The sequence below is a fragment of the Paenibacillus arenosi genome (genome assembly GCF_014841135.1).
Lineage (GTDB): Bacteria > Bacillota > Bacilli > Paenibacillales > Paenibacillaceae > Paenibacillus_B > Paenibacillus_B arenosi.
This window is the reverse complement of sequence record NZ_JACYTN010000001.1, coordinates 536074-549208: the sequence shown is the minus strand read 5'-3', so window position 1 is coordinate 549208 and position 13135 is coordinate 536074. Positions and strand designations below refer to the sequence as shown.

The 13135-nt window shown below is 43.0% G+C and carries 12 protein-coding genes; all 12 read right to left on the bottom strand.

The genetic code is table 11. The annotated features are described in order from the left end of the window. Positions 1 to 200: 200 nt before the first annotated feature. A complete protein-coding gene (locus IFO66_RS02350; RefSeq protein WP_192023560.1) occupies positions 201 to 1451 on the bottom strand; it encodes a competence/damage-inducible protein A in 1251 nt (416 codons plus the stop codon). 116 nt (positions 1452 to 1567) lie between these two features. Beyond that, positions 1568 to 2146, bottom strand: a complete 579-nt coding sequence (pgsA, locus tag IFO66_RS02345) for a CDP-diacylglycerol--glycerol-3-phosphate 3-phosphatidyltransferase (RefSeq protein WP_192023559.1) — start codon at positions 2144 to 2146, stop codon at positions 1568 to 1570. A 291-nt stretch (positions 2147 to 2437) separates the two neighbouring features. After that, positions 2438 to 2926 (bottom strand): YajQ family cyclic di-GMP-binding protein, encoded by a 489-nt coding sequence (locus tag IFO66_RS02340; protein ID WP_192023558.1) that lies wholly within the window; start codon positions 2924 to 2926, stop codon positions 2438 to 2440. A 105-nt stretch (positions 2927 to 3031) separates the two neighbouring features. Beyond that, a complete protein-coding gene (locus IFO66_RS02335) occupies positions 3032 to 3196 on the bottom strand; it encodes a hypothetical protein (protein WP_192023557.1) in 165 nt (54 codons plus the stop codon). 133 nt (positions 3197 to 3329) lie between these two features. Further along, complete coding sequence (locus tag IFO66_RS02330) at positions 3330 to 4259, bottom strand: RodZ domain-containing protein (RefSeq protein WP_192023556.1); 930 nt, start codon at positions 4257 to 4259, stop codon at positions 3330 to 3332. A gap of 56 nt (positions 4260 to 4315) precedes the next feature. Continuing rightward, positions 4316 to 5080 carry a DUF3388 domain-containing protein gene (locus IFO66_RS02325; RefSeq protein ID WP_028595515.1) on the bottom strand — a complete coding sequence of 255 codons (765 nt, stop codon included), beginning with the start codon at positions 5078 to 5080 and terminating at the stop codon, positions 4316 to 4318. A gap of 219 nt (positions 5081 to 5299) precedes the next feature. Beyond that, a complete protein-coding gene (locus IFO66_RS02320) occupies positions 5300 to 5554 on the bottom strand; it encodes a DUF3243 domain-containing protein (protein WP_192023555.1) in 255 nt (84 codons plus the stop codon). A 140-nt stretch (positions 5555 to 5694) separates the two neighbouring features. After that, positions 5695 to 6441, bottom strand: coding sequence for an elongation factor P 5-aminopentanone reductase (gene ymfI / locus IFO66_RS02315; protein WP_192023723.1), 747 nt, complete (start codon positions 6439 to 6441; stop codon positions 5695 to 5697). A gap of 91 nt (positions 6442 to 6532) precedes the next feature. Then, a complete protein-coding gene (gene yfmH, locus IFO66_RS02310) occupies positions 6533 to 7822 on the bottom strand; it encodes an EF-P 5-aminopentanol modification-associated protein YfmH (RefSeq protein WP_192023722.1) in 1290 nt (429 codons plus the stop codon). Next, entirely contained in the window at positions 7822 to 9111 is a 1290-nt protein-coding gene (gene yfmF / locus IFO66_RS02305) for an EF-P 5-aminopentanol modification-associated protein YfmF (RefSeq protein ID WP_420488637.1), read from the bottom strand. The genes yfmH and yfmF overlap by 1 nt, the downstream gene beginning before the upstream one ends. Positions 9112 to 9396: 285 nt before the next feature. Further along, positions 9397 to 10152, bottom strand: coding sequence for a spore cortex-lytic enzyme (gene sleB / locus IFO66_RS02300; protein WP_192023720.1), 756 nt, complete (start codon positions 10150 to 10152; stop codon positions 9397 to 9399). An 81-nt stretch (positions 10153 to 10233) separates the two neighbouring features. Further along, the gene (locus IFO66_RS02295) at positions 10234 to 12993 is read right to left on the bottom strand and encodes an FtsK/SpoIIIE family DNA translocase (RefSeq protein WP_225445425.1); all 2760 of its coding nucleotides are present in this window, start codon (positions 12991 to 12993) and stop codon (positions 10234 to 10236) included. Positions 12994 to 13135: the final 142 nt, after the last annotated feature.

The window sequence follows — 13135 nt, the reverse complement described above, 5'->3', positions numbered from 1 at the left end:
ACTATTAAAATTGCGCGAAAGCGTCAATATACAAAAAACCGCAACGCACCAACAAACCTGGCACATTGCGGTTCCTCCGCTTTTTGAACGTATAGCTATTATATGATCACTTAGAGCCAATAACAAGCGGTACATCGCCCCAATACCAGACGCATCCAACACACGCCTAGCAGCGAGATAGACGGCTTTTAATCAGTATCCTACTGCTTTAACATTTTCCACAGTCGATGCAATACCGTTTTGACAGCACGGACCCGAACCATCTCTCGATTACCATTTATTTTTAAAGGTTCAACTACCGTATGCTTATCACGTTCAGCAATCCCTATATATACGAGGCCCACAGGCTTTCCCTCTGATTCAGTCGGCCCTGCAACGCCTGTGATCGAGATGGCTATGTCCGCGTTCGTACGCTCCATCACACCCTCTGCCATCAACGTTGCCGTTTGTTCACTGATGGCACCTGGAGCACCCTCACCTTCCAATACGTTCATTGGAATACCTAACAGCTGATGCTTCATCTCATTCGTATAGGTGACAACTCCACCGAGGTACATCGCGCTTACCCCAGAAACAGATGTAATCGTTTCAGCAAACAATCCACCTGTACAGCTCTCAGCCGATGCCAACGTTAATCCACGCGCAGTCATCAAGTCAACAACAATACTTTCAAGCGGCAAATCCGCTGTTGCATAAATATAGGATTCCAGACGTGATCGTATAAGCAACTCTAATTGCTCCAGTTTATGATTAGCCTCATCTTGCGAAGCACTTTTCGTCGCTAAACGGATCAACACTTCGCCTTCCTTAGCGTAAGGAGCAATCGTTGGATCTGTCTGTTCAGCTATCAAATCTTTCAGTTGCTCTTCTAAATTCGATTCCCCAATACCAGCAAATTTCAACATACGCGTGTACAAGGCTTGCTCATCTTGAAGCACATGCTGCTTTAGCCACGGAACCGCGACATTTAGAAACATAGGCTTCATCTCTTTGGGTGGCCCAGGCAGAAGCAAATAGGTGGTACCATCAGTAATAACTGCATTGCCGATCGCAAGACCTGCTTCATTGTCCAAGGGGAATGCGCCTTCAATCGTATCTGCCTGACGCTTGTTGCTCTCGACCATATGAATACCGCGCTCACGGAACATATTCTCGATTTTTTCTAAACCCGGTCTATGAGTGCTTATGTTTCGTCCTAGCAGCTCCGCTACAACTTCCTTCGTTATATCATCCATTGTCGGCCCAAGCCCACCTGTTAAAATGACGATATCTGCCCGTTTTCGTGCCGTATCAACGACTTCTTTCATGCGATGTGGATTATCTCCCACAACCGTCTGGTAATATACATCTATACCCAACAGGGCAAGCTGCTGCGATAAAAACTGTGCATTCGTATTTACGATCTGACCGAGCAGCAATTCAGTTCCAACGGCAATCATCTCCGCTTTCATCTTACGCCCACCACCATCATTTTATAGGTACGAACCTTGTAATTATCATACAAATATCAAAGGCAGCAGGCTGCCCAAAATATACTGAGCTTATGCCTGCTGCCAATCTTTCAGTGCTAAGAGAGACGCAGCACTTTTTTATTCTTTACAAAATAGTCAATTCCTGAATAAACCGTAATCAGCGCCGCTGCCCATGTTGCAACGACATCAAATGGGAAGCCAATAAACGCAAACGGGAAGTTGTTCAACAACATCGCAATAATAGCTGTAATTTGGATAGCAGTCTTCCATTTGCCCCACGTGCTCGCAGCAACTACACTGCCTTCAAGCAAAGCAACTTGACGCAAGCCTGTTACAGCAAATTCCCGGCTAATGATAACAACAGCTATCCACGCATCACATTTGCCCATTTCCACAAGTGAAATTAGTACAGCTGCAACGAGCAGCTTATCAGCCAGCGGATCAAGCAGCTTGCCTAGATTGGTTACCATTTTGCGTTTGCGCGCTATGTATCCATCCAAACCATCCGTGCTCGCAGCAATAATGAAAATGAGCGCCGCAATTATTTGGTTATACGTAATATAGAATTCGTTTATGCGGATCGGCGGGAAATAATCAACGTTCACCAGTAAAAAGAACATCATGATTGGAACGAGAAAAATACGCGCCAATGTAATCTTGTTAGCCAGATTCAACTAAACACCCTCCCCGGCCAAGTAAAGCTCATGTGCATGTGTAATGACCGATTGTTTCAATGCCATGATTGTATGCTTGTCTGACATAAATGCATCTCCCACTATGGTAATACAATTCAAACATACCTCTATTCGAATCGTAATATACCTCTGTAATTATTAAGTTTTCTTAATAAGTATAATACAGAGCAAATGATATAGTCAAAATGCAAAACAAGCATGCTCCCTCTTCATGGCCACTATTTCAAAAATGATATAATAAATATACTTAAGAAATAAATCAATGGAGTACTAGCGATAGTTAGTAAATTGCAAATCCAATGGCAAATTTGCCTCACGCAGCAATTTCATCACAGCTTGAAGATCATCCTTATTTTTTCCTGTTACCCGTAATTGATCACCTTGAATCTGACTTTTTACCTTAAGCTTCGAATCACGGATTAGTACGTTAATCTTTTTAGATACATCTTGTTCAATTCCTTGTTTTAGACGAACACGCTGACGTACTGTACCACCTGAAGCTGGTTCAATTTTGCCGAAATCCATGTTTTTAATAGATACTCCACGCTTAATTAGCTTGGATTCTAAAATATCAATCAAACTTTTTAACTTATAATCATCATCAGATACAAGTACGAGTTCCTCTTTTTCTAAAGACATCGCACTTTTACTGCCTTTAAAATCAAAGCGAGTAGCTATTTCTCGTTCAGCCTGCGTAATAGCGTTGTTTACTTCTTGCAAATCGGTCTTACTTATAATATCAAATGAATATTCAGCCATATGTATGCCTCCTTAACTTTCATTATCTATAACAACACAAGGGCATCCCTCTTCGCACAATTGCGTGTTAGGAATGCCCCGGTGCTTTCATCCGATTGTACGGCGTTAATATCGGGCACGAGAAGGTGCTCGGAACATGTCCAATATTCCTAGAAGAACATGCGCTAGACCGAACCCCATAATCCCAAACCCCCATGCACTAGGCGTCAAATAATAACCTAACAAGCTGACGACAACACCAATAGCTGCTACAACCCAACTAACCGCCATAATCGACACCTCACTGTTCATGAGAATACTCGCGCAGTCCTATTCTCTCCGAAGCCAAATCAAATATGCTTCAAAATAGAACATAAAATGCCGGTTCATCTATTCAGCAAGAAATCAGCAGTCCGTCTTAAAGCTATCGTGTCTCGTTAGCTGTCCCTGTATTGTTCGTCCCTGCCTGTTCTTGAAGTTGCTTAGCTTCCTCCTCAGACACCGCTCTAACCCGTATCGTCTTCGAACTTGTTTTATCACCGTCATCAAGAACTTGACCGTTCACAGTAATCTCAATAAGGTCAGCCCGACCCGTACGAATATTGACACCTTGCTCTGTCATATCAACAACTTGTGACTTACCATTTTCAAGCGTATTCCAGAATAATTTCTTACCGTTCTCATCTCGTTCAGTGACGCCAAGCCAACTATCACCGCCCACACCCTTAATTTCAACCTTCAAAGGCTGATCACTAGTTGCTGCTACGACGTACGTATTCATACGTGAAGTTGAACTTTCCTGAACAATTAGCGGTTCTTGCGTCTGTTCTGGTTCAGTTACAGGTTCTTGTTCAGTAGGTGGTGTTGGCTCTGTAGTGCCACCGCCTCCATTCCCTGTATTTTCAGCAGGCTTCTGAACCTCCTCGGTAACATTGGTATTATCGATGTTTTTCGATTCATCGCCTTTGGAAGCCTGATTCGCAACAATATAGAGAATTACCAGTATTAATATGACAAATGACCACATTAATAGTGTTGTTGCCCATTTTCCAAAACCTTCACTATGTTGTACTTTTCGCTTATTCCGAATCATTGGCTCGACAGGTTGCTCCTGCTCTTCCACCGGCATTGTATTTCGATAATATTGTAAAATTTCATCCGGGTTCAATCCGACCGTTTCTGCATAAGTCTTTACAAACGCCCGTACATAAAACGAACCTGGAAGAACCTTATAGTCTCCCTCTTCGATCGCTTCCAAATATCTTCTGCGAATCTTTGTTGCTTCTTGTACGTCATCTAACGATAATCCTTTTTCGAGTCGAGCTTTTTTCAGCATTTGCCCAAGTTCTGACACATTCTCACCTCCTACATCTAATAATATCCGAGCTTGTTATAATTCCTATTTATATATTATAAATCGTTATAATTCAGCGTAAACGTTTCATACGTAATTTCTTCTTCAGGTGTGTTGCGTAGCTCAATAATATAATCAAAAAGATCATAATCATAATGCGTCTCCCGAACAAATATATCGGGATGTTCGATTACTTTCGTCGACGGCATATTCATAACTTCTTGCAAAAGTAATTCATGCTTCTCATTGGAGCGAATCGTAGACACGATTCCGTCGATAATGAATATATTATTCGGCTGACTTTCCTCTTCAGACATTTGACTGCGCACAGTTTGTCTAAGCAGTGTAGACGACACAAATGTCCAACGCTTCATCGCACATACACTGCCAGCTATGATGGATTCCGTCTTACCAACACGCGGCATTCCACGCAATCCTATAACCTGATGACCATCTCGTTTGAAGATTTCACCAAGAAAATCGACGAGCAATCCGAGCTCATCACGCGTAAATCGAAATGTCTTGCGATCATCACAATCCCGTTCAATATAGCGGCCATGACGAACAGCCAAAATATCAACTAACTTAGGCTGACGAAGTGCAGTAATCGTGATATTGTCAACTTTCTTCATCATTTGTCCCATAAGCTGAATCTTCTCATCATCATCCGTCTGGAGCAGCATTCCTCTTGTCTTGCCTTCAACGCCATTTATCGTCAATATATTGACTTCCAACATCCCCAGCAAGGAGGCTATATCACCTAACAAGCCGGGACGATTTTTATGTATTTTATACTCCATATACCACTGCTTATATTCCACAACACAACCCCATTCTGCGTTATCCGCTTCCATTCTACAATAATTGAGACATAAATACCACAGACCTTGTCGAAAATTAACGAAAATTATAATTTATAGATGAAATATTACTCTTCAAGGTAGAATGACCTTATTATAACAGATTGTGAGCACGTATTCATGGGGCAGTGGAAAAAGAGCGGCCAGAAAGCTTATCCTGCTTCTGTCCGCTCAGTTGTGTCAGCCTTTTTGTTCCGCAAGCTTCACCATTAGACGAGCAATCGTCTTCCTATCTTGCTCATCTCCAACGTCCCACAGCTCTTTGATTGCATGTTCTTGCTCATTTTGAGGCGATACCTTTTCATCTAAAAATGAACCGATCTCATAAGCAAGCTTAGCAATGGTTTCTTCACTGAGACCTACTTTTTTCGCTTGCTGAACACGCTCACCAAGGAATTTTTTCCAAGAATCAAAGTTTTCTAATACAGATGACATACTCCATACCTCCTAACCAGTTGCTAGCTCAATGGGTGAAATATCACGCATTTGTAATATGTGCGAACGTTAAAAACTTATGCATGTGATACACATCACCACTGTCCAGCGAGCATGGATATAGGAGGTTCATAAACATATTACGTAAGCCAGCCACCGTTCGGACTAATAATTTGTCCATTAATATAGGCAGACTCAGGTAGAGAAAGAAAATAAATCAACGAAGCAATTTCCTGTGGCGTACCTAAACGACCAGCAGGGATCTCGGTCTCAAGCGCAGCCTTATCCTCCGTCGCTAAGTGAGACAGCATGTCTGTCTGAACCGCACCAGGAGCAACCGCATTGACTGTAATACCCGACGGGGCAAGCTCCTTAGCAAGTCCTTTTGTAAAAGCGTTTATACCACCCTTCGCTGTCGAGTACAGCACCTCACAAGACGCACCTGTCACTCCCCATATCGAAGACACGTTTATAATACGTCCATACTGCTGACGAATCATATGTGGCACAAAAAGCTGTGCACATCGGAACGGACCTTTGAGATTTACGGACATGCAGTCCTCCCAGTCCTCATCCGTCACATCCGTAAAAAGACCATATGTGGAACTGCCCGCATTATTAACAAGTATATCCGGTGCGAAACCATGTATATCTAGCTGCTCTTTCATCCGCATCAGCTGTTCTCTGCTGCGAATATCTGCAGCAATTGTCAAAACTTCACTGCCTCTTGCCATACAACGGCGTGCCACTTCATTTGCAGCTTCATGGGCCTGATGATAGTGTATCGCGATACGTACGCCCTCTGCCGCGAAACGTTCAGCAGTAGCAGCCCCTATTCCTCGACTCCCACCAGTTATTAGAACGGTCGTCTCTGATAAAGCCTTCATCATCCAGTTCTCCTTCTCCCTATATGCACATACATAAGGCGTACTTCCGCATAGGTGAAGTACGCCCAGATGTTATGTCGCTGTTGCCGAATCATTGTTCTGTCTTTTGTTCCACAATAGAGACAGCTAACTGTTCCCATTTGAAATGATCTTGTAAACGTTGATTGATTTGCTCTAACGTTAAATGCTCATATACATCCAGTATATCAAACAAATCTGTCCCACGAAACGTATGCTTTGTGAAATCATTTGCAATCGATTCCGGTGAATTTAGCAAACGCATATACGTTCCAATGCGCTTATTTCGTGTTCGTTCGAATGCTTCATGAGAAAATCCTTCTTTTTTCTGTACTTCAATGGCTTCCTTAACTCGCTTTATGAGCTCATCGGGGTCTTTGGTCTCTCCTCCAATGATCGTAAAAGCAGCATTTGTATCACAGTTATATTCGTAGCCTATATTATCTGAAGTTAACCCTTCTTCATATAGCGTCTGGGAAAGCTTTGTGCTGCTGCCCAGCATAAGATCCAGCATAATGCGTGTTGCCAGTTCATGCTCTAGCAGCGCCTTCCCTTCCAAGCCTGGACGATCTTCTTTACAGCCAAACAAACATTTCGGCATCGATACAGGCAAGGTTGTTACTTTGCGAGCTGTTCGCACTTGGAGGGGCTCCTCATCAAAGTAACGTTCGATTTCCCCTTGTTTCGGGAAAGACTTGGCCGCCTGATTGCTGCGCACTAACTCAAATATCTGCTCTGGCTCTACACCACCTACAATAAACAGCATCATATTGGAAGGGTGATAGAAGGTATGGTAACACTGTAGAAGTGTATCTCTCGTTATTTCCTGAATAGATTCAACCGTGCCTGCGATGTCAATGTAGATCGGATAGCGTTGGTACATCGCTTCTATAAGTCCGAAGTATGTCCTCCAATCCGCATTATCACGGTACATATTGATCTCTTGTTCAATGATTCCTTTTTCCTTTTCTACACTTTCCACGCTAAAATAAGGATTTTGAACGAAATCAATCAAAGTCGTTATGTTCTTCTCAATTTGATCCGTGGCTGAAAATAAATAAACCGTACGATCAAATGTGGTAAAGGCGTTTGCAGAAGCACCTTGCTGGGCGAAGGAAGTGAACACATCTCCTTCAGGCTCCTCAAACATTTTATGTTCTAAAAAATGTGCGATTCCATCTGGCACTTGAACAGGTTCTTCACCTTCTACCTTAAAATGATTATCGATGGAACCATATCGAGTAGAAAAAGTCGCATATGTCTTCTGGAATCCTGGCTTTGGTAAAACATAAACATCTAAGCCATTGTCCATACGCTCATAGTAAAGTGTCTCTTGGATACGATTGTACTCCCGCTTATTCATCACTTCTTTTCCTCCCGATTGCGTAAGACATAAATCGTATCGAGATGAAACGTTGCTGCCGCGGTCTGTATCTCATCAGCAGTAACATCACCCAGCTCCTCAATTAAGCTAGATGTTGTTCTTTCTCGTCCAGAAAGCACGCGATTGAAATCAAAGCTTATCATCTCAAAAGCAGAATCATCAATTTCTCTTAATTGATTGGCAATCATCGCTTTCGTTTGACTTAGCTCCAATGACTCAATACGTCCCTGACGCATGACTTCTAACTGCTCTTGGATAATCGTTGAAGCTTTTTCAATCTTGTCAAATTCTACGCCCGACTGAATCGTGCAAATGCCTTTGTGTCCATCGAAGCGGGATGAAGCATAATAAGCAAGGCTGTTCTTCTCACGCACATTGATAAATAATTTGGAATGTGGGTAGCTGCCTAGTACTCCATTGTATAAAAGAGCAGCAGGATATTTATCATCATGGTACGTAATTGTAGTACGAAGCCCCATATTAAGCTTGCCTTGTGTAACATCCAATCTGTCAGTAACATAACGAGGCTCACCTGTCTGCGGAACTGACAATGATCGAATATAAGCTACATCTTGTGTACGCTGCACTTGAAAATACTTTTCTACGTACGATTGTACAGTGGGGAGATCCGTGTCACCAATTACATAAATATCGATGCTGGCTTGCTCAAGCCACCATTTATACGTATCATATAAGCTCTTCGACTCTACCTTCTTCACTTCATCACGGCTGCCTAGTGGATGTAGACGATAAGGCTCATCCTTGCACATCTCTTCTACACATCGTTCTTGGGCATAACGAATCTTATCGTTTACGATCGCCTCCAAACGCTTGCGCACCGTCTCTTTTTCCTCTTGAACATATTTATCCCGAAACTTGTCTTGCTCCACGACAGGAGCTGTAATGGCTTCACCTAAAAATTGAAACCCTTGCTCCAATAACGGTTTTGTCGTATTAACAAAAGCATCATTTATGATGTCCATGCGAAACTGTACAATTTGATAATCTCCACGCTTATACACATCAAAGCCAAATCCCGCTCCATATAGCTCATCTAGACGTTCACGGAATTGGATGGTTTCAGGTAAAGAAGTTGTGCCACGTCTCAATACGAATGGCGTCAAGCCAACAGCTGTAACCGTTTCCTCCTTTAAGGGAACACCGATATAGGCACCGATGGCAAATGTCTTGAATCGCTTACTCGGCATTACATGGATACGAATACCGTTCACAACACCTCGTTCAAATGCTTGTTGGCGAACCTTCACGATAGGCAATCTCCTTTTCTCTGTCAGTTAATTGTCCTTACATCAAGATGTTAGCTTTACCATATTTCCTTACTCTCAGTATATGCATGTTGTTAACTTATCAATATCTTACTTCTAAATAACGAATTATACAAAAGGAAGAAGCAGTGCCGTTAGGCCAACCGCTTCTTCGCTCGTGAAATATGTGTTTATTTCGTTATCATGCAGCACTTGCTGCGCTCACATGTTTATGAATGTAACCACGCTCTGTCGATATCTCATCTCATAGACATCTTTGACACGATTCTACATGCAAAAAATATGCTTGCCAATTGTCTTCACTTGGGGACGTGTCCATATCCATTTGGATGTTGCTGTTACTGGATTAAAATAGTACAGACAGCCGCCAGAAGGATCCCATCCATCCACTGCATCTTGTACAGCTTGTCGCGCCTTTTCATTAGGCGTCAAATATATTTGACCATCGGCAACTGCCGTAAAGGCACGCGGCTGGAATATGACACCTGATGCTGTATTTGGAAAACTCGGTGATTTGATGCGGTTTATAATAACTGCTGCTACAGCTACTTGCCCCTCATATGGCTCACCGCGTGCTTCTCCATAGACCGCATTTGCCATCAACTTCAAATCGTTTTCGGTTAAACCCAAGTTATTAGAACCGCTTGGCTTGGACTTAGGCTTTCCTGTTGATGATTGTGGCGGCTTTACAGTATTAGATGATGGACTCCAATTTTTCGTTGCCTTAACTAATTTGGCACGTGTCTTCGAACCTACAATTCCATCAACTTTCAGTCCGAACTGTGATTGAAACCATTTTACAGAACCTTGTGTCTTGCTTCCAAACACACCGTCTACTTTGCCATAATAGTATCCTAAAAAGGCAAGTCGTCCTTGTAACTCCGTTACGTCTTGTCCTCTAGAGCCAGATTGCAATTGGGCTCCACTAAATGCAGCCGTACTATCTGACAAATGTGTATACTGATAAGCCCCGAACAGGATGCATACCATACAGACGGTAATCCAGATTATCCGTTTTCTCATCATCGTTACCTCTTTCGCTCTTGGTTTGACAGTATTGGCAACTTTATTATGAGATAACGGATTATGTTCTATACACGTCTTTTAGGAAGACATCTTTGTCTGTTGATATTGTTCCAAGGTCATCAATACTTCTCGTGGACGACTTCCATCAGGAGGCCCAATAATACCTTGCATCTGCATCGATTCAATAAGTCGGCTGGCACGGTTGTATCCAACACGTAATCTGCGCTGCAATAGCGAAGCAGACGCTTGCTGCCCTTCAAGCACGATCGTAACAGCCTGCTCAAACAATTCATCAACCGGTTCCCCATCAAATGAGGCAAGGTCATCAATTTCCGGCACCAAATCATCATTGTATTCCGCTGTTCCTTGATCTCGGCAGAATGACACGACAGATTCTACTTCTTGATCAGATAAAAATGCGCCCTGTACCCGTTGTGGCTTGGAAGAGCCCATAGGAAGGTACAGCATATCCCCTCGACCTAAAAGCTTCTCCGCACCAGCCATATCAAGAATAGTACGTGAATCCACTTGTGAAGATACACCAAATGCAATACGAGACGGGATATTGGCTTTGATAACGCCTGTAATAACGTCAACAGACGGTCTTTGCGTCGCAATAATAAGATGAATACCTGCTGCACGTGCCATTTGGGCCAAGCGACAGATTGCATCTTCAACATCATTTGCGGCAACCATCATTAAGTCAGCCAACTCGTCGACAATAACAACGATGTAAGGCAGGAATTTCTCTTTGTCATCCCCAACCAAATTGTTGTAACCTTCAATATTTCGTGTACCAGATTTGGAAAATAGCTCATATCGCTTTTCCATTTCCACTACAATCTTCTTCAACGCCAATGATGCTCGACGAGGATCCGTTACGACGGGAGCCAACAAATGCGGGATGCCGTTATACACATTTAACTCAACCATCTTTGGATCAATCATTAGAAACTTAACTTCGTCAGGCTTTGCTTTGTACAAAATACTTGTGATAATCCCGTTAATACAAACCGACTTACCTGACCCAGTAGCGCCTGCAACAAGCAAGTGAGGCATTCGTGCTAAATTTCCTATAATAGGAGCACCTGAAATATCGCGCCCTAGTGCAATCGTTATATTCGAATTTGCATCTACAAATGTCGGTGTTTCCATAACTTCGCGCATGGTGACGATAGACACTTCATTGTTAGGCACCTCAATACCGATCGCAGACTTACCAGGGATAGGCGCTTCCATCCGAATATCTTTAGCGGCTAGCGCCAGTGCAATATCGTCAGATAAGCTAACAATACGGCTTACTTTAACCCCGATGTCTGGCTGAATTTCATAGCGAGTAACAGCAGGCCCCCGAACTACTTCCAATACCTTAGCTCGAACGCTGAAACTTTCCAATGTAGCTTCAAGCTTACGAGCAGTTTGCATGAAGTCCGCTTGTTCTCCTCCTTTACCGCCACCTTGTGGTTTGGCCAGTAAAGAGAAGTTAGGCAATTTGTACGGCTTAACGGGTGGTTTAACTGGAACTACAATCTCTTCTTCAGTTAGAGTACTATTTAGCGGCATTCCATTCCCTACATCTAATGCTGCAGAACCTTCATCTCCTGCTGCTGGGAGCTGCGGCAATGAAGGTGATGAAGAAGCTACCACAACAGTTGTATGTTGTTTCTCGTCAGACACAGCATCTAGGTCAATATTCCAATCTTCATCTACATCATCTTGCGTACCGATATATTCGTCAGCAGAAGCGGGGCTCCAACCGTCATAATCAGGAGACATAAAGTCCCGGAACAATGGCCCGTTACGATCTTCCGATTCATTTTCCAATATGGAGTTATTGCCGGTGCTCATACTATCAGATGTACTTGTATGCTGCCCTTGCGACACAGTACGTGCATCTGCGTCCGCATCGAAGTTGGATACATCCGTCCATTCTGCTTCAACCGTAGTTTCGGCCTTCGTACGCTTACCTTTTCGTTTCATTGAACGCTCTAACCATTCATCATCCGCATCAATCAGCTCTTCCTCATTAGAGACATTACGTCTATCGCCAAATAATTGAAAGAACACGGGTGTTTTAGAGGCTTTACGTGGAGAACCATATTCTTCGATATCTTCATCATCAGAGAAATCAGGGATGTTATCGTTCTTAGAACTTTCTCGTTTCTTCTCTTCCGCTTCACGAACTTTTCGCTCATTGATGCGTGCTTTGCGCTGCTTATGTATCGTCTTCATTAGTTTTTTAATTTGCGTGCGCATCAGTTGAGCGAGCTCCACATACGATAATTGGGTGGCCAGCATAAAGCCGATTATAAATAGTACTATGATTAGCAACTTCGTCCCTAACGCACCAAATAAGGCAAAAACGAGGCAATACAGTGCTGCCCCTATATACCCGCCACTTATGTCTTTGTTCCACATATCACTTGCCGTTCCTGTTTCGGCAGCTGTAATTAGTTCTTCCTTCATTGTGTTATGTATTGCTTGAAATATACTTCCCGCGCTAATGTCGTCTGCAACAGGAAGCAGTCGCATTTCCACTGCACTCATCGTACTCATCATCGTAAATCCGATAAGGATGATTAACAATCCTGTTTTTCTTGCGCTCCAACCAGCAGGCCAATGCCGTTTAATCATCACAGCTAAGCCTACATAAATAAGGACAAGCGGTATTACAAAATAAAACTTTCCAAGCAGTAGTCCGAACAGCTTGGACAACGCTCGTCCGAAGGCTGCTCCGCCGGAAAGCGCAATGACAGAGCTCGTTATGAGCAATATACCGTATATTTCAAATTTCAGGCTCTTGCTTAAAGACTGCTTCTTACGTTTTCTTCGGGCCAATTGTTGTCACCTCCACATGCCATTATATCACAGAACAGCCGTTCTTACTATGTTCTGCCGTTATCTGCTTCATAGTCATATGGAGACATGAAAAATAGCGTAGTTATCATGAACAAGAGCCAAATTGTTCTTTCAACCTACG